Below are 16514 nucleotides of genomic sequence, written 5' to 3' on the forward strand. Positions count from 1 at the left end.
CGTGACCCGATACCCGGCGTGATCTGGCACACATAGTTTCGGGTCATCTCGGTCAGACCGAAACCTGGAGGACCTCATGACAAGCGCCATCCGAGCGATGTCGTCACGAACCAAGATGACGATCTTCTGGCTGCTGTTCGGCAGCAGCATCGTGCTCGCCGTGTTCCCGCCGCTGTACCTGGCGGGCAGCGGCATCGACACCCCGATCCTCGGTGTGCCGTTCAGCGTCGCCTACTGGATCTTCGACGCCCTGCTCGCCACCGGCGCGGTGTGGCTGCTCTGGATCTTCGAGAACATCCGCGGCGAGGTGGGCGAGGAGCCCGAGGAGGTGGCGGCCTGATGTCCACCATGACCGGCTCGATGGCCGTCACGCTCGGCCTGCTGACGGCGTTCTTCGCCCTCATCGTCTTCGTGCTCTACGCGACGAATCGCAGCGCCAAGTCGTTCTCCGACTACGCCGTGGGCGGCCGCTCCTTCAGCAGCTGGTACATCGCGATGTCCTACACCAACTCGTGGTGGCCCGGCGCGACCTACACCGCCTTCTTCGGGCTCAGCGCCAGTGCCGGCGTGCTCGGGTTCTACGCCCTCGCCTACTCGCTCCTCGGCGTGACCGCGATGTACCTGATGGCCGAGCGGGCTTGGTTGTGGGGCAAGCGATACGACCTGAAGACCCAGCCTGACATGCTCGGTCTGCGCTTCCAGTCCCCGGCGGTGCGTGTGATCGCCAGCGCGATCGGCGTCGTGTGCCTGTTCCCGTGGATCGTGCTCGGCATGCAGGCGATGGGCCTGATCTTCCGGTTCGCGAGCTTCGGGCAGTGGTCGGTGACCACCTGCCTGGTCGTCGGCGTCGCGGTGATCGCGGTCCGCCAGATCTGGACCGTCCAGATGGGCATGCGCGGCCTGGTCATCACCGACCTGGTGCAGGGCATCGTTGCCTACGGCCTGGCCGCTCTCGTCTGCCTCGGCATCCTTTTCGGGCCTGCCGACTCCGCCGGCTTCGGCGCCGTGACGGACCTTCCCGACGCACTGCTCCACGTCCCGGGCGACGGCGGCGCCTACGGTCACTGGTACCTGTTCTCCCTCATCGTCACCGGCGTGATCGGTTCGCTGTGCTGGCCGACCAGCTACCAGCGGATCTACACCGCCAAGGGCGTGCGCAGCGTCAAGAAGGGCACGTTGCAGACGATGGTCGTGGCCGGTGGCTTCTACCTGATGCTGACCCTGGTCGCCCTCGCCGCCGCCTCGATGACCGACATCGCCGCCGCGCCGCAGGACGGCTGGTTCACCCTCCTCTACGACCGCGGTGGGCAGTGGCTGCTCGGCATGGCGCTGGTGATCGTGCTGGCCGCGAGCATGGGCTGGATCGACGGTTGCGTCCAGGTCTGCGGCGCCCAGATCGCCAACGACATCGTGCACGTCATCTCCCCGCGTACCGACTTCCAGCTGAAGGTCGTCGCGAAGGGCTCGATGGTCGTCTACATGCTCGCCTCGGCGATCGTCGCCTACATCGCCTTCGACTATCCGCGACTGCAGCTGCTGGCGCAGATGTCCTATCAGGGCATCGTCCAGCTCTCGGTGCCGATGTTCCTCGGCATGTTCTGGAAGCGCGGCACCAAGGTCGCGGCGCTCGCCTCGATGTGCACCGGCTTCCTCGTCGCGGCGGTCCTCACCTGGCAGCACCCGGACGACATGCCCGGCCTCGGCAGCCTCACCAGCGGTGTCGTCGCTCTCGGCGTCAACCTCGTCGTCTACGTCGTGCTCGCCTACCTGCTCCCCCAGTCGGACCAGGAGCGCCGCCGCATCGACGAGCTCTTCGAGGCCGGCAAGTCGCGGCCCGAGCCGGACCTCACCCCCGCCCACTGAACCCGTCCCGACCCCGAACGGAGCTGTGCCATGACATCGCAGGAGATCCACGACCGCGTGCTGGCGGCGGTAGACGCCCTCAAGGACGACCTCGTCGCCACGCTCTCGGAGGTCATCTCGATCCCGAGCGTGAACCCGAAGTACCCCGGACAGGTGTACGACGAGGTGGTCGGCCTCGAGGGCCGCGTGTCCCGTCTGGTCGGCGAGATCTACGAGGACGCCGGCGCCGACGTCGAGTACTGGGCCGTGGAGAAGGGCCGCGACAACGCGGTCGGCACCCTCAGGGGCACCGGCGGCGGGCGGTCGCTGATCTTCAACGGCCACGTGGACGTCGTACCTCCCGGCAACCCGGACCGCTGGAGCTCCGGCGACCCGTTCTCCGGCAAGGTCGATGACGACCGGGTCTGGGGCCGCGGCGCCAGCGACATGAAGGCCGGCCTGGTGGCCCAGGCCTTCGCCCTCAAAGCCCTGCACCGGGCCGGCGTCTCGCTGAAGGGCGACCTGATCATCGAGGCAGTCGTCGGCGAGGAGGTGATGGACCACGAGTGCGGCGTCACCTCGACCGTCGAGCACGGCTACCGCGCCGATGCGGCGGTCGTCGCGGAGCCCAGCGGTCCGACCAACCTGGGCGTGATACCGGTGACGCCCGGCCTGCTCTGGTTCTCCGTGACCGTGCAGGGCAAGGCGACGCACTCCTCGATGCGCGGGCAGACGATCCGCGCGGGCGGCGGCGGCAGCGCCGTCGGCGTCAACGCGATCGACAAGGGGATGCTCGTCTTCCAGGCGATGCAGCGCCTCGAGGAGGAGTGGGCGTTCACGAAGACCCACCCGCTCTTCGCGCCGGGCCACTTCACCATCCACCCCGGCGTCGTCCAAGGTGGACCGCACGGGGTGCTCGTGCCCTTCATCCTGTCGGAGTACATGACCATCGAGTACTGCATCTGGTACCCGCCGCAGGACGACCCCGAGACCGTCAAGGCGGAGGTCGAGGCGCAGATCCGCGCGATCGCGCAGACCGACGGTTGGCTGCGTGAGCACCCGCCCGTCGTGGACTGGAAGCTGAACTGGCCGGCCAACGACCCCGGCGAGGCGGCGCACGCGATCACCGCCGCCGTCTCGTCGGCCCACGAGCGCGTGTCCGGGATGACGGCCTACCAAGGGCCGCCGCCGGTCGCCGGTTTCTGTGCGGTCGAGGACTGCTCGTTCCTGACGGCGGCGGGCATCCCCGCGATCAGCTACGGCCCGGGCGACCTCCGGGTCGCGCACGCCGACGACGAGTACTGCCTGATCGAGGAAGTGCACCTCGCCGCTCGCACCTACGCCTCGCTCGCCCTCGACTGGTGCGGCACGGACTGACCCTCCCTCCCCTGACCACACGAAAGGACCGATCATGATCGACCTCACCGGCAAGAAGGCCATCGTCACCGGAGGCTCCTCCGGCATCGGCCGGGCCATCGCCACCACCCTCGCGAAAGTCGGCGCGCACGTCGTCGTCGCGGACCTGACCGAGGAGGCCCGCGAGGGCGGTGAACCCACCGCCGCCGTCATCGTCGCGGCCGGCGGATCAGCCGAGTTCGTGAAGCTCGACGTCACCGCCAGCGCGCACGTGGCGTCGGTCTTCGCCGAGCTCGACGAGCGCCTCGGCGGCCTCGACATCCTCGTGAACAACGCGGGCGTCCTGCGAGAGGGCAGCGTGCACGAGACGGACGACGAGACCTGGCGGACCCAGTTCCTCGTCAACGTCGACGGCACCTTCCACTGCACCCGCGAGATGGTGCGCGGCCTGCTCGCCCGCAAGAGCCCCGGCAAGATCGTCAACATCAGCTCGATCAGCGGCTTCCGCGGCAACCCCGGCTTCGCGGCGTACTGCGCGACCAAGGGCGCGATCGTGAACTTCACGCGCCAGGTCGCACTCGACTACGCCGGCCAGGGGATCAACGTCAACGCCGTCGCCCCAGGCTTCGTCACCACGCACATGACCGCGCTCTACGACCAGGAGACGTACGACGCGCTCGCCGCCCAGACACCGCGGGGGCGGTGGGCGATCCCGCAGGACGTCGCCAACGCCGTCCTGTTCCTTGCCAGCTCGCTCGCGGACCACGTGGTCGGCGACAACCTGCTGGTCGACGGCGGCTGGACGATCGGTACGCCGGTCGAGCTCGGCACCTGATCCCGCGAGCCGGACGGCAGGAGCCTCAGGTGCGGACGAGCAGGGGGGTGGCAGGCGGCCCCGGCAGCGGGACGATCTCCTCCGCCACCGCCTTGCTCGCCGCCGCGACCCGCGTTGCGCACCCGAGCTTGGCGAGGATGTGCTCGACATGGGTGGCGACCGTGCGCGGACTGAGCGACAGTGCCAGCCCGATGTCGGGATTGCCGAGGCCGACCGCCACGAGGGTGAGCACCTGCACCTCCCGCGGCGAGAGCCGGTACGGCGCCGCCGCCTCCCGCAGCGTCACGAGGACGCCCGCGGCGAGCCGGGTACGGCGTACCTCGTGGCAACGGCCCGTCGGCGAGACCCACGCAAACCGGTGGACCGTCCCGTCGGCGTTGGCGAGCAGCTCGGCCGTGAGCGGCGAGTCGTCGGCCAGCCACTTGTCCCGGCGCAGGCCGGGCAGCGTGACCAGCCGGCGGTCGGTGGTCAGCAGCGCCGCTTCTCCGGCCTCCTCGAGGAGGTCGGTCCAGGTCTGCCCCTCCGGTGGGCGCATCGCGTCCATGACCGGAGCGATCACCCGCTGCAGCGCGATGAGTGTCTCGACGGCCGAGTCGCTGATCGGCAGCGGAGAATCGGAGCTCAGGTGAAGCGCCCCCGTGTAGCGCCCGTCGCGTGTGAACAAGCAGGTCGTCGAACCCTCCGCGAAGCCCCCGGGGATGAAGACCTCGTGCGCGCTGAACATGTTGCGGTAGTTGGGGATGTCGCACCACCGCAGCGGCCGCGGGTTGCGGAAGCGCATGGTGAGGAAGGCCGGGTCCTCGTTGACGAAGCCGTCGTTGAGGTAGGTCAGCACCGGGTCGCTGTAACCGATCTCGGCGACCGTGAAGTGGCGCCCCTCGACCGGGTCGAAGGTCGACAGCGCGGCGGCCTCGAGCGGGATGGCCTCCCCGATCCGCTCCAGGACGGCGGCCGCCCGGGCCGCGGCGGGCGTGGGCTCGACACAGATGGCGGCCACGTCGGCCACCAGGTCGAGCGGCGACGGACGACTGGTCATCGGGACCCCCAGTTGGCGATCCCTGAAGCGTACGCCCTCCGCCGCTCCCCCGGTCGGGCCACGGCGGACGCCTCAGTCCGCACGTTCCTGGGTGTCCTCAAGAACCACGCGCCCGATCGTGTCGTAGCGCTCAGGGGCGAACCTCTTGGCCCAGAAGGCGAAGCCGAGCCCGGACAGTCCGACGACGGCGACGATCCAAGGCGACAGCTTGAACACGACGTCGCTGGCCGCGGCCCCGGCCGCGAAGCCGGCGTTCTCGATCAGCAGCCAGATCACGTAGACCATGCCGATGCCGCCGATGAGCGGCGCGACGCAGGTGCGGAACCAGTTGGCGGTCTCCGGGTGCTTTCCCTGCACGTGGAAGTAGAAGATGCAGGCGAAGGCCGCCAGTGCCTGGACGATCAGGATCGCCGTGGTGCCGAGGATGGCCATCAGGGCGTAGAGCTGGGCGTACGGGTCGCGATCGGTGACATAGAAGGCCAGCACGATCAGGGTCGCGACGGTGGTCTGCGCGAATCCGGCGATGTACGGCGAGCCGTGGACCGGGTGCGCCGCGCCGAGCGTCCTCCCGAAGCCGGGGACGAGGTCCTCACGGCCGATCGCGTAGATGTAGCGCGATGCGCAGTTGTGGAACGCCATGCCGCAGGCGTACGAGCCGCTCATCAGCAGGAACTCGAAGAGCACGACCGCCCAGTGTCCGAGGTGCTGCTCGACAGGACCGAAGAAGATCTGCGCGGCGGTGGAGCTGTCCTGGGCGAGCGCCACCGAGTTCTCGGGGCCGGTGCCGACGATCGCAGACCACGACACGATCACGTAGAAGCCGCCGATGCCGAGGACGGACAGCATGGTGGCGAGCGGGATGATCTTCTTCGGGTTGCGCGACTCCTCGCCGTACATGGCAGTGGACTCGAAGCCGACCCACGACCAGAAGGCGAAGAAGAGGCCGATGCCGGCCGTGCCCGCGACGGCCAACGTGGCGCCGGTGTCGGGGTGGGTGACGGAGCCGCTGAGGCCCTGGAAGGCGTTGAGCGGGTTGAGCGAGCCGAGCGACCAGCCCTGCGGCCCACCGCCGGAGACGAGGATCGACACGGTCATCGCGCCGAGCATGACCACCTCGGTGACGAGGAAGCCGCCGAGCACAACGGCAGTCAGGTTGATGTCGAAGTAGGTCAGCAGTGCGTTGACCCCGAGCATCAGCAGCGCGTACCAGATCCACGAGATGTCCAGGCCGGTGTGCGCGGAGAAGAAGCTCGCGGCAAAGAAGGAGAAGATCCCGACGAGCGCGGCCTCGAAGACGACGTAGGCCAGCGTGGTCAAGGCGCCGGCGCCCATGCCGACCACCCGGCCCAGGCCGTGCGAGATGAAGCCGTAGAAGGCGCCGGTCGAGGTGATGTGCTTGGCCATGGCCGAGTAGCCGAGCGCGAACAGCCCCAGCACGATGGTGGCCAAGAAGTAGCCGGCCGGGGCGTTGGCGCCGCTGCCGAAGCCGATCGCAATCGGAACGTTGCCGACCATCGCGGTGATCGGTGCGGCGGTGGCGACCGCCATGAACATGACCCCCAGCAGGCCGACCGCGTTCGGCTTCAGCCGCTGGACGCCCTTCTCGGACTCGGACGCTGCACGCGTCTCCTCTGCAGACATGCGGACCCTCTCTCCCGTGCCCGAGGGCACTTCAGGTTGTGCGCTGGCTCACACCAGGCCCCGCATGCTGGCACTACCGAACAGACCAAATCAAGGTTTTAGGTCAGACAATTTTTGTCGGTATCAGACCATTGACTTTTTCGGTCCGACCAAACAGGCTTCACGGCACAGGCTTCCGGTGACCCGAGAGACGGCCACCGACACCAAGGGATGGCGATGCACGACTACGACGCGTTCAACTTCGACTCGAAGGCAGAGATGCTCGAGAAGTCGGCGCACTACTGGAACCCCGACAAGACGAAGTTCTGGTCGGACAGCGGGATCGACCTGGTGATCGACCGCCGCGAGGGCTACCTGCTCTGGGACATGGACGGCCGCCGGCTGATCGACGTGCACCTCAACGGCGGCACCTACAACCTCGGGCACCGCAACCCCGAGGTCGTCGCCGCGGTCAAGAAGGCGATGGACCGCTTCGACGTCGGCAACCACCATTTCCCCTCGCTGGGCCGCACGGCCCTCGCGGAGGCGCTCGTCGAGTCGGCGCCGGCCGGCCTGACCAAGGTGGCCTACGCGTCGGGCGGCGGAGAGGCGATCGACATCGCGCTCAAGAGCGCCCGGCACGCCATGCAGAAGCGCAAGATCGTCTCGATCGTCAAGGCGTACCACGGCCACACCGGCCTCGCCGTCGCCACTGGTGACGACCGCTTCTCCAAGCTGTTCCTGTCCGACCGGCCCGAGGAGTTCCCCCAGGTCCCGTTCAACGACCTCCCCGCGATGGAGCAGGCGCTCAAGGGACGCGACGTCGCTGCGGTCATCATGGAGACGATCCCCGCGACCTATGGCTTCCCACTGCCCAACCCCGGGTACCTCGAGGCGGTCAAGGCGCTCTGCGAGAAGTACGACGCCCTCTACATCGCCGACGAGGTGCAGACCGGACTGATGCGCACGGGTGAGCTCTGGGGGATCACCAAGCACGGCATCGAACCGGACATCCTGGTGAGCGGCAAGGGCCTCTCCGGCGGCATCTACCCGATCGCCGCCGTCCTGCTCAGCGAGCGGGCGGGCGCCTGGCTGCGCGAGGACGGATTCGGCCACATCTCCACCTTCGGCGGCGCCGAGCTCGGCTGTGTCGCGGCCCTGAAGACACTCGAGATCAGCCGCCGGCCCGAGGTCCGCTCGATGGTGCACTACATCGCCGACCTGGTCGGCTCTGGGCTGCGGCAGGTCCAGGCCCAGCACCCCGACTGGTTCGTCGGGATCCGGCAGAACGGCGTCGTCCTGGGCCTCGAGTTCGCACACCCCGAGGGCGCGAAGTACGTGATGCGCGAGCTCTACAAGCTCGGCGTCTGGGCGATCTTCTCCACGCTCGACCCCCGCGTCCTGCAGTACAAGCCGGGGATCTTGATGACCCCGGATCTCGTCGAGGAGCTTCTCGACCGCACCGCGCTGGCGATCAGCCGCGCGGCCGCCGACCCCGCAGTCTCCCGTCGGAAGGCAAGCTGATGGCCGACCAGCCGAACGGACCCGTGACCGTCCCCGCCCAGGCCGGGCACATGCTCGAACGAGCCCGGTGGGCGGCACGCGCCTTCGCGTCGTACTCGCACGGCGACGTCGAGCGCATCGTGCGCGCCGTCGCCGATGTGGCCCACGCCCACGCCGAGAAGTACGCCGAGTGGGCGGTGCGCGAGACCGGCTTCGGTGTCGTCGAGCACAAGGTCCGCAAGAACCGGGCGTGCTCGCGAGGGCTGCTCGACACCTACGCCGGCCAGGACTTCGTGACACCGCGGGTGCGGATCGACGACAAGATCGTCGAGGTGCCCCGGGCGGCGGGGGTGGTGCTCGCGCTGACGCCATCGACCAACCCGGTGGCGACCGTGTTCTTCAAGGTGATCCTCGCCCTGATGACCCGCAACGCCGTGGTCGTCAGCCCCCATCCGATGGCCAGGGAGTGCTGCCACGACGCGGCGCAGCTGCTCGCCCGTGCTGCGGTCGAGGCCGGCGCACCCGACGGCATCGTCCAGAGTGTCGCCGAGCCCACGATCCCGCTGGTCGAGGCCTTGATGGGTGACGCCCGCACCAACGTCATCCTGGCGACCGGTGGGACCGGCGTGGTCCGCGCGGCCTACGGCTCCGGCAACCCCGCGATCGGCGTCGGCCCCGGCAATGTCCCCGTCCTCGTCGACAGCACAGCTGACATCCGGACGACCGCGCAGCGCCTGGTCGAGAGCAAGGCCTTCGACAACTCGGTCCTGTGCACCAACGAGTCGGTGCTGATCGTCGAGGAGGCGGTCGCCGACAAGCTCGTGCGCGAGATGGAGCGCGTCGGCGCGGCCGTCCTGGGCGCCGACGACGCACAGCGACTGCGGGACTTCATGTTCCCCGTCGGCCGGCTCAACGTGGACGTCGTCGGAAGGGACGCCTCGTGGATCGCCCAGCAGGCGGGCATCCGGGTCGGCCCGCGGACCAAGGTGCTCGTCGCGCCCTTCGACGTGGCGGTTCCCGAGGAGCCGCTCACCCACGAGAAGCTGTCGCCGGTCCTCGGCATGATCCGGGTCCCCGACGCGGCGACCGGGATCGCCACCGCACGCGCCATCGTGCGCATCGCCGGAGCCGGACACAGCGCCGCGATCCACTCGAGCGACCCCGCGACCGTCATGCGCTACGCCGCGGACGTGCCGGTGCTGCGCGTCTCGGTCAACGTCGGCAACAGCACCGGCAGCTCCGGCCTCGACACGAACCTCGCACCGACCATGACCATCGGCACCGGCTTCGTCGGCCGCAGTGCGCTCGGCGAGAACCTCCAGCCCAAGCACCTGGTCAACTGGACCCGGATCGCCTACAACAGCGACCCCGCCGAGGCGATGCCGGCGTACGCCGGGTTGAGCCCGTGGCACGACCACCGCGACCCCGTGCCGAGCTACCCGCTGGCCTCGAACGACGACCGCGCGCCCCGACAGGCGCCGTCGAACGTCGACGCGCTGATCGACCGGATCGGCGCGCGCACCGCGTCCAACGGCTCGAGCGCCGACGACGCGGCCTTCCGCGAACAGGTACGGCGCCTCGTCGTCGAAGAACTCTCCCACCTCATCAAGGGCTGACCCATGGCTGAACTGCGTTCCTTCATCTTCATCGACCGGCTGCAGCCGCAGACCCTGTGCTACCTCGGCACCTGGATCAAGGGCACCCTGCCGCGCGCCCACATGGCCGCACAGATCATCGAGGTCGCACCGGGCATCGACATCGAGCCGATCACTGACGTCGCGCTCAAGCACGCCGACGTCGCCGCCGGCATTCTCGTCGTCGAGCGTCAGTTCGGCTACCTGGAGTTCCACGGCGACACCGGGTCGGTCAAGGCCGCTGCCGAGGGCGTGCTCGACGCCCTCGGCTCAGACGCCGGCAGCGCGGTGCGACCGCAGATCCTGGCCAGCAAGATCATCAGCTCCATCGACCACCAGCACGCCTTCTTGATCAACCGCAACAAGATCGGGTCGATGGTGCTGCCGGGCGAGTCGATGTACGTGCTCGAGGTCCAGCCGGCGTCGTACGCGATCGTGGCGACCAACGAGGCCGAGAAAGCCGCCGACATCAAGGTCGTCGACTACCGGATGATCGGCGCGACCGGCCGGGTCTACCTGGCCGGCAAGGAGGCCGACGTACGGCAGGCCGCGGAGGCCGCCGAGGAAGCGCTCCGAGGACTGACGTGAGCACATCCCTCGACCTGCGCGCGGTGATCGCGGACGTCGTCCGCGAGGTCGTCGCCGACCTCGCCGGACCGACGACCGCCGCTCACGCCGCACCCCCGTACGCCGCGGCGCCGGCCCCTCCCGCCGTCGCCGCGGTGTCCGCGCCGTCCCAGTCGACGGCGGGTGTCGCAGGCTCCGAGCACGTGAGCCCGCCCCAGCTGCGTGAGCGCGTGGAGGCGGTGCGGATCACCGACGACACCGACCTGGACCGGTTCGCCCGACACCTGCTGGCGCTCTTCGAGAACCCCAAGAACCGCCAGGACCTCAAGGCCGGGCGACTCCGGTTCCGGCTGGAGGGCGGCACCACGACGGTCACCGCCCACGATCGGCCGGCCCAACGGATCGACACCGGCGCGGTCACCGAGCGCCAGGTCAAGGCGGCCGCCGAGTCCGGCCGCCGGCTGATCCTCGGTCGCCGGGCCGTCCTGACTCCCCTGGCGCGCGAGAGGGCTCGCGCGCTGGGGGTCCCCATCGAGAAGGAGCGCTGATGCTGAGAGCAGTCGTGACCGGAAGTGTCTGGTCCACCAAGAGGATCGACGGTCTGCCCAACGGCGCCCTGCTGGAGGTCCAGGTCGAGGGCGGCACCGGCCACCTGGTGGCCTTCGACGTCCTCGGCAGCGGCATCGGCGAGACCGTCCTGATCGCCCAGGGCCCGGTCGCCGCAGCCTGGTTCCCAGGAACGCCGCCTCCCGTCGACGCGTTGATCATCGGTTCGATCGACAACCCGCCGGCGGCGCCCGCTCCCCCGGCACGGCGTCGAACCCGCGCGTCGTCCTGACCCCCTCAGATGTCGGGGCGCCGCCGGCCTCCCGTCAACCACCCATCGCACAACCTAGGAGCACCACATGTCCAGCACCGCCATCGGCATGATCGAGACCAAGGGCTTCGTCGCCGCGCTCGCCGCCGCGGACGCCATGGTCAAGGCCGCCAACGTCACCATCACCGACCGCCAGGAGGTCGGTGACGGCCTCATCGCCGTCGTGATCAGCGGCGAGGTCGGCGCGGTCAAGGCTGCGACCGAAGCCGGCGCCGAGACCGCCTCGCAGGTCGGCGAGCTCGTCAGCGTCCACGTCATCCCGCGCCCGCACGCCGAGCTCGGCAACCACTTCGACGTCAGCGCGAAGTAGCCCCCGCACTTCCCCGAAAACCACGCTCACGAGAAGAGGAGGTCCGATGGCCGCCACCGACGCCCGCGCGGAGCTGCGGGTCTACCTGATGGTCGAGGACCTGCAGCCGCAGTTCGCCGCCTACCTGGGCACGCCCACCCGCGCCCGGGGCTACCCGCCGTACGCCGGCGACCACGCACTGATCATCGAGGTCGCCCCGGCGCTCGCGATCGAGCGGGTCATCGACCTCGCCCTACGGGCCGCACCGTCGGTCGAACCCGGCATCCTCTTCGTCGAGCGACAGTTCGGTGTGCTCGAGCTGCACGCCTCGACGCTGGAGGACGTCGTCGCGGCGGGTCAGGCCGTCCTCGACGGCACCGGCAGCTCGGCCAGTGACCAGCTCCGTCCTCGGGTCCTCTATCACGACATCATCGAGAGCATCACCGACCAGCACGCGGTGATCCTCAACCGCAACCGTTCGGGGTCGATGATCATGCCGGGACAGTCCCTCCTCGTCTACGAGATGGCCCCTGCCCTCTTCGCGGCTGTCGCCGCGAACGAGGCCGAGCGCGCGGCGCCCGGCATCACCATGGTGGACGTGCAGTTCATCGGGGCGGCCGGGCGGCTCTACCTCAGCGGCAGCACCGAGGACGTCGAGGTGGCCCGGGACCGGATCACCAAGGTGCTGGAGTCGATCGAGGGACGGGAGCACTGATGACCGCCGACGCCGCGGCCGCCGACACCCGCGTCGCCGAGCTGGCGCTGCCCCGCTACGGCTTCGGGAGCCGATGCACGCTACGGATGATCAATCTCTCCGAGAACGCGACCTTCCTGGTCGAGGAGGGAGAGCGGCGGGCGATCCTGCGCGTGCACCGGGTGGGCTACCACGCACGCTCCGACATCGAGAGCGAGTTGGCCTGGCTCGCCGCGCTCGGCGAGGAGTCCGGGGTCGTGACGTCCGAGGTGGTTCCGGCCACCGACGGCGCGTTGGTCGTCACGGTCGTCGCCGACGACGTGGAGCGTCACGCCGTACTCTTCCACCTGGTGCCCGGCATCGAGCCCGACGACGTCGCCCTGGGCACCTCCGACTTCGAGACCCTGGGGGCGATCACCGCGCGCATGCACGAGCACGCCCGCGGATGGACGCCGCCTGCCGGTTTCCACCGGTTCAGCTGGGACTGGGACCACACGCTCGGCGACGAGCCGCGCTGGGGGCGTTGGCAGGACGGCATCGGCGTCGGGCCGGCCGAGGAGGCCGCACTCGGGGCGGCGGTCGAGGTCGTGCGGGAGAGACTCGCGGCGTACGGCGTCGGGTCGGACCGGTTCGGTCTCGTGCACGCCGACCTGCGGCTCGCCAACCTCCTCGTCGAGGGCGATCTGGTCACCGTGATCGACTTCGACGACTGCGGCCTCTCGTGGTTCATGTACGACTTCGGAACGGCCGTGTCGTTCATCGAGCACGATCCGCGCCTGCCCCAGTGGCAGGCCGCGTGGCTGCGCGGCTATCGCTCCGTCACCGAACTGTCGGCCGAGCACGAGGCGATGCTCGCGACCTTCGTGATGCTGCGTCGCCTTCTCCTGGTGGCCTGGATGGGCTCGCACTCGCATTCTCGCGAGTGCCAGGACCTCGGGCCCGGCTACACCGCCGGCACCGTCGGACTGGCGCGGCGGTACGTCGCGTCGGACGGCGCCTCCCTCGGCTGACCACCCCAACCGACAACCTTGGATCGGAGACCCCATGTTCACCTCACTCGCCGGACGTTCCGTCGTCGTCACCGGCGGCAGCAAGGGCATCGGCCGCGGCATCGCCACCGTCTTCGCCCGGGCCGGCGCTCGCGTACTGGTCACCGGACGTGACGAGGAGTCACTCGCGGACGCGTGCGCGAAGATCGGCGGCGAAACGTCTTACGTCATCGCGGACGTGAGTCGACGCGAGGACTGCGACCGAATGGCCACCACCGCGCTCGAGCGCCACGGCGGCATCGACGTGCTGTGCGCCAACGCGGGCATCTTCCCGGCCGCGCGGATCGACGCGATGACCGCAGACGACCTGACCGCCGTGATGGCGACCAACCTCAACGGCACCGTCTTCGCGGTCCAGGCCTGCCTGGACGCCCTCACGGCCAGTGGCCGCGGCCGGGTCGTGGTCACGTCGTCGATCACCGGCCCGCACACCGGCTACCCCGGCTGGTCGCACTACGGTGCCAGCAAGGCCGCGCAGCTCGGGTTCGTCCGCACAGCGGCGCTCGAGCTCGCGCCCCGCGCCATCACGATCAACGCCGTCCTTCCGGGCAACATCGCGACCGAGGGCCTCGACGGTCTCGGCGAGGACTACCTGACGGCGATGGCGGCGAGCGTGCCACAGAAGCGGCTCGGCGGGGTGGCGGACATCGGCAACGCCGCCCTCTTCTTCGCCACCGAGGAGGCGTCGTACATCACGGGGCAGACGCTGATCGTCGACGGCGGGCAGATCCTGCCCGAGTCTCTGCAGGCCCTCGAGGAGATCTGAGCCTGCGACCTCGGCGGCTGAGGTAGGTTGCAGGCAGCTGGTCAGACCATTCGGCGGATCGGGCCGACCGAATTCGACCGGAGGGAAGGAGCCGCGCATGGCCACCGAGCATGCGGTCGCCGAGACACTCCGACGGCGGATGCTGACGGACATCGGAGCCGGGGCCTTGCCGCCCGGCGCCCGGCTGGGCAGCGAACGTGAGCTCTCCGAGCACTACGGCGTCAGCCGAGCCACGTTGCGCCAGGTGCTGGCCGCGCTCGAGGAGGCCGGGCTGGTTCGGCGCGTCGCCGGTCGCGGCGGCGGGACGTTCATCAACCACGCCAAGGTCGAGCACGACCTGACCAAGGTGGTGGGCGTGCCGGCCTACCTCGCCCGGCAGGGGTACTCCGCGGGCACCCGGGTGGTCGCCACCCGGATGGGCGTCGCCGATGCCCCCACGCGCCGCGCTCTGCAACTGTCCGACGGCGATCTCGTCGTCGACGTACGCCGACTGCGGCTCGCCGACGGCACACCGTTCTCGCTCGACCACGCCCGATTCCCTGCCGACCGTTTCCCCGGCCTGTTGGAGCAGCCGCTGGGCGGCTCGCTCTACGAGCTGATCGAGCACGACTACGGCGTGGCGATCGCCGACGCCGAGGAGGTCGTCGAGGTGGTGCACGCGACCGACGAGGAGGCAGCACTGCTGACAGTCGCCGTCGGCGACCCGCTGGTCTCGATCACGCGGACCACCTACGACACGACGGGCACGGCGATCGAGTTCTCGCACGACCTGCTCCGCTCCGACCGCGTGCGGATCACGATGCGCACGCCGGGTCGCGGGCTGCGGGGGATGCCTGGTGGGGACAGCCCCCACTTCGCCACCATCTCCACGGTTCCGGCCACCGACTGAGCACCCTCGGACGCAGAACGGCCCGGACGACGTCATCGTCCGGGCCGTTCGCGCATCGTGCTCAGATCGAGATCAGGACCTCGGCGACCGAGCCGGTCTGCGCCTGGACGGCGCGGTCGACCGGGTCGGCCTTCGGGGCCAGGGTCCGCAGGGTCCACTGGCCGTCGCCCGCGAAGAAGCGGAAGTGGCCGGTGGCCGAGGTGGGGACCTCGGCGGTGAACTCGCCGCTCGCGTCGAGCAGGCGGACGTAGGCGCCGGAGACCGGCGTCGCGTCGTCGCCGGAGCCGCGCACGACCTGGCCCTGGATCACGGCCTCCTTGGTCACGTTGATGCCCTCAGTGGAGAGGCCACCGACCGTCGCGCCGCACATCAGGCGTCACCGGGCTCGTCGCCGAGCGCGATCGGAACGCCGACGAGGGAGCCGTACTCGGTCCACGAGCCGTCGTAGTTCTTGACGTTCTTCTTGCCCAGGATCTCCTGCAGCACGAACCAGGTGAGCGAGGAGCGCTCACCGATGCGGCACAGGGCGATGGTGTCCTTGGCCTCGTCGAAGCCGACCTCGTCGTAGAGGGCGGTCAGCTCGTCGTCGGACTTGAAGGTGCCGTCGTCGTTGGCGTTCTTGCTCCACGGGACGTTGACCGAGGTCGGGATGTGGCCGGCGCGCTGCGACTGCTCCTGCGGGAGGTGGGCCGGGGCGAGGAGGCGACCGGCGTACTCGTCGGGGCTGCGGACGTCGACCAGGTTCTGCGTGCCGATGGCGGCGACGACCTCGTCACGGAAGGCCCGGATGGTGCGGTCCTGCTCCTGCGCGGAGTAGGTGGTCGCGGCACGCGTGGGCAGCTCGTCGGTCAGCTCGCGGCTGTCCAGCTCCCACTTCTTGCGGCCGCCGTCCATGAGCTTGACGTCCTGGTGGCCGTACAGCTTGAAGTACCAGTAGGCGTAGGCCGCGAACCAGTTGTTGTTGCCGCCGTAGAGGACGACGGTGTCGTCGTTGGCGACGCCGCGCTCGGAGAGGAGCGCCTCGAACTGGGCCTTGTTGACGAAGTCACGACGGACCTGGTCCTGCAGGTCGGTGGTCCAGTCGAGCTTGATGGCGTTCTTGATGTGGCCCTTGTCGTAGGCCGAGGTGTCCTCGTCGACCTCGATGACGACGACCTTGGGGTTGTCGAGGTTGTCCTCGACCCACTGGACGGAGACGAGCGAGTTCTCGCGGCTCATGGTGTTCCTCACGTGCTGGGATGGATGCGATGGTGCGGAGACGAACGGTGCTGCTGGACAGCGCGATGGCACACAGGACGCAGGGCCTGGGCGCAACAGCGCCAGGGAGGCGACGGGTACGGCGGAACGCCGATCAGAGACCCGTCAGCAGGGTCGACACAGCGCCGAGCTGACGCGGCAGTTGTCCACCGCGCGCCGCTTGGTCAGCAGCAGAGTCGTCGACATGGGTAAGAGACTAGGCGGCTTTGCCCGCCGGACCCACTCGACGTTCCAAATAGCGAGACTGTTGTCCATGATATGAGACCGCCGGAACGGCGGAGCGCTCGGCTCCGCCGTCCC

19 protein-coding genes are annotated in these 16514 nt (G+C 69.5%); 14 read left to right on the plus strand and 5 right to left on the minus strand.

Annotated features, from left to right (window positions below; all coding sequences use genetic code 11):
- The first annotated feature begins 97 nt into the window (after positions 1 to 97).
- From ASE20_RS14585 to ASE20_RS14600, 4 genes are read left to right on the plus strand one after another with little or no spacing between them, the layout of a single operon-like run.
- Complete coding sequence (locus ASE20_RS14585) at positions 98 to 340, plus strand: hypothetical protein (RefSeq protein ID WP_157538449.1); 243 nt, start codon at positions 98 to 100, stop codon at positions 338 to 340.
- Positions 340 to 1863, plus strand: coding sequence for a sodium:solute symporter family protein (locus tag ASE20_RS14590; protein ID WP_056895299.1), 1524 nt, complete (start codon positions 340 to 342; stop codon positions 1861 to 1863). The genes ASE20_RS14585 and ASE20_RS14590 overlap by 1 nt, the downstream gene beginning before the upstream one ends.
- Positions 1864 to 1893: 30 nt before the next feature.
- On the plus strand, positions 1894 to 3219 hold the full coding sequence (locus ASE20_RS14595) for a M20 family metallopeptidase (RefSeq protein WP_056895300.1): 1326 nt from the start codon (positions 1894 to 1896) through the stop codon (positions 3217 to 3219).
- Between the two features lie 34 nt (positions 3220 to 3253).
- A complete protein-coding gene (locus ASE20_RS14600; protein WP_056895301.1) occupies positions 3254 to 4033 on the plus strand; it encodes an SDR family NAD(P)-dependent oxidoreductase in 780 nt (259 codons plus the stop codon).
- 25 nt (positions 4034 to 4058) lie between these two features.
- Here the strand turns inward: ASE20_RS14600 and ASE20_RS14605 are convergent, their stop codons facing one another.
- Positions 4059 to 5069: a response regulator transcription factor gene (locus ASE20_RS14605; protein WP_056895302.1), complete on the minus strand. Its 1011-nt coding sequence runs from the start codon at positions 5067 to 5069 to the stop codon at positions 4059 to 4061.
- A gap of 72 nt (positions 5070 to 5141) precedes the next feature.
- A complete protein-coding gene (locus ASE20_RS14610; RefSeq protein WP_056895303.1) occupies positions 5142 to 6710 on the minus strand; it encodes an APC family permease in 1569 nt (522 codons plus the stop codon).
- Positions 6711 to 6926: 216 nt separating this feature from the next.
- Between ASE20_RS14610 and ASE20_RS14615 the strand changes: the two genes are divergently transcribed.
- The 10 genes from ASE20_RS14615 to ASE20_RS14660 all read left to right on the plus strand — a co-directional run bounded on the left by ASE20_RS14615 (position 6927) and on the right by ASE20_RS14660 (position 14957).
- Positions 6927 to 8213: an aspartate aminotransferase family protein gene (locus ASE20_RS14615; protein ID WP_056895627.1), complete on the plus strand. Its 1287-nt coding sequence runs from the start codon at positions 6927 to 6929 to the stop codon at positions 8211 to 8213.
- Complete coding sequence (locus tag ASE20_RS14620) at positions 8213 to 9808, plus strand: aldehyde dehydrogenase family protein (RefSeq protein ID WP_056895304.1); 1596 nt, start codon at positions 8213 to 8215, stop codon at positions 9806 to 9808. The genes ASE20_RS14615 and ASE20_RS14620 overlap by 1 nt, the downstream gene beginning before the upstream one ends.
- A gap of 3 nt (positions 9809 to 9811) precedes the next feature.
- Entirely contained in the window at positions 9812 to 10414 is a 603-nt protein-coding gene (locus tag ASE20_RS14625; RefSeq protein ID WP_056895305.1) for a BMC domain-containing protein, read from the plus strand.
- Positions 10411 to 10941, plus strand: coding sequence for a hypothetical protein (locus ASE20_RS14630; protein WP_056895306.1), 531 nt, complete (start codon positions 10411 to 10413; stop codon positions 10939 to 10941). The genes ASE20_RS14625 and ASE20_RS14630 overlap by 4 nt, the downstream gene beginning before the upstream one ends.
- Complete coding sequence (locus ASE20_RS14635) at positions 10941 to 11231, plus strand: EutN/CcmL family microcompartment protein (RefSeq protein ID WP_056895307.1); 291 nt, start codon at positions 10941 to 10943, stop codon at positions 11229 to 11231. The genes ASE20_RS14630 and ASE20_RS14635 overlap by 1 nt, the downstream gene beginning before the upstream one ends.
- A gap of 67 nt (positions 11232 to 11298) precedes the next feature.
- On the plus strand, positions 11299 to 11580 hold the full coding sequence (locus ASE20_RS14640; RefSeq protein WP_056895308.1) for a BMC domain-containing protein: 282 nt from the start codon (positions 11299 to 11301) through the stop codon (positions 11578 to 11580).
- Positions 11581 to 11626: 46 nt separating this feature from the next.
- Positions 11627 to 12274 carry a hypothetical protein gene (locus ASE20_RS14645; protein WP_056895309.1) on the plus strand — a complete coding sequence of 216 codons (648 nt, stop codon included), beginning with the start codon at positions 11627 to 11629 and terminating at the stop codon, positions 12272 to 12274.
- Positions 12274 to 13263: a phosphotransferase enzyme family protein gene (locus ASE20_RS14650; protein ID WP_056895310.1), complete on the plus strand. Its 990-nt coding sequence runs from the start codon at positions 12274 to 12276 to the stop codon at positions 13261 to 13263. The genes ASE20_RS14645 and ASE20_RS14650 overlap by 1 nt, the downstream gene beginning before the upstream one ends.
- 34 nt (positions 13264 to 13297) lie before the next feature.
- On the plus strand, positions 13298 to 14068 hold the full coding sequence (fabG, locus tag ASE20_RS14655) for a 3-oxoacyl-ACP reductase FabG (protein WP_056895311.1): 771 nt from the start codon (positions 13298 to 13300) through the stop codon (positions 14066 to 14068).
- 97 nt (positions 14069 to 14165) lie between these two features.
- Positions 14166 to 14957, plus strand: coding sequence for a GntR family transcriptional regulator (locus tag ASE20_RS14660; RefSeq protein WP_056895312.1), 792 nt, complete (start codon positions 14166 to 14168; stop codon positions 14955 to 14957).
- A gap of 61 nt (positions 14958 to 15018) precedes the next feature.
- Here the strand turns inward: ASE20_RS14660 and ASE20_RS14665 are convergent, their stop codons facing one another.
- From ASE20_RS14665 to ASE20_RS26050, 3 genes are all read right to left on the minus strand, one after another.
- Entirely contained in the window at positions 15019 to 15327 is a 309-nt protein-coding gene (locus tag ASE20_RS14665) for a DUF1416 domain-containing protein (RefSeq protein ID WP_056895313.1), read from the minus strand.
- Entirely contained in the window at positions 15327 to 16175 is an 849-nt protein-coding gene (locus tag ASE20_RS14670) for a sulfurtransferase (RefSeq protein WP_056895314.1), read from the minus strand. The genes ASE20_RS14665 and ASE20_RS14670 overlap by 1 nt, the downstream gene beginning before the upstream one ends.
- 144 nt (positions 16176 to 16319) lie before the next feature.
- Positions 16320 to 16469 (minus strand): putative leader peptide, encoded by a 150-nt coding sequence (locus tag ASE20_RS26050; RefSeq protein ID WP_412778591.1) that lies wholly within the window; start codon positions 16467 to 16469, stop codon positions 16320 to 16322.
- Positions 16470 to 16514: the final 45 nt, after the last annotated feature.

The sequence above is a fragment of the Nocardioides sp. Root240 genome, from assembly GCF_001428825.1.
In the GTDB taxonomy this organism is placed as follows: Bacteria; Actinomycetota; Actinomycetes; order Propionibacteriales; family Nocardioidaceae; genus Nocardioides.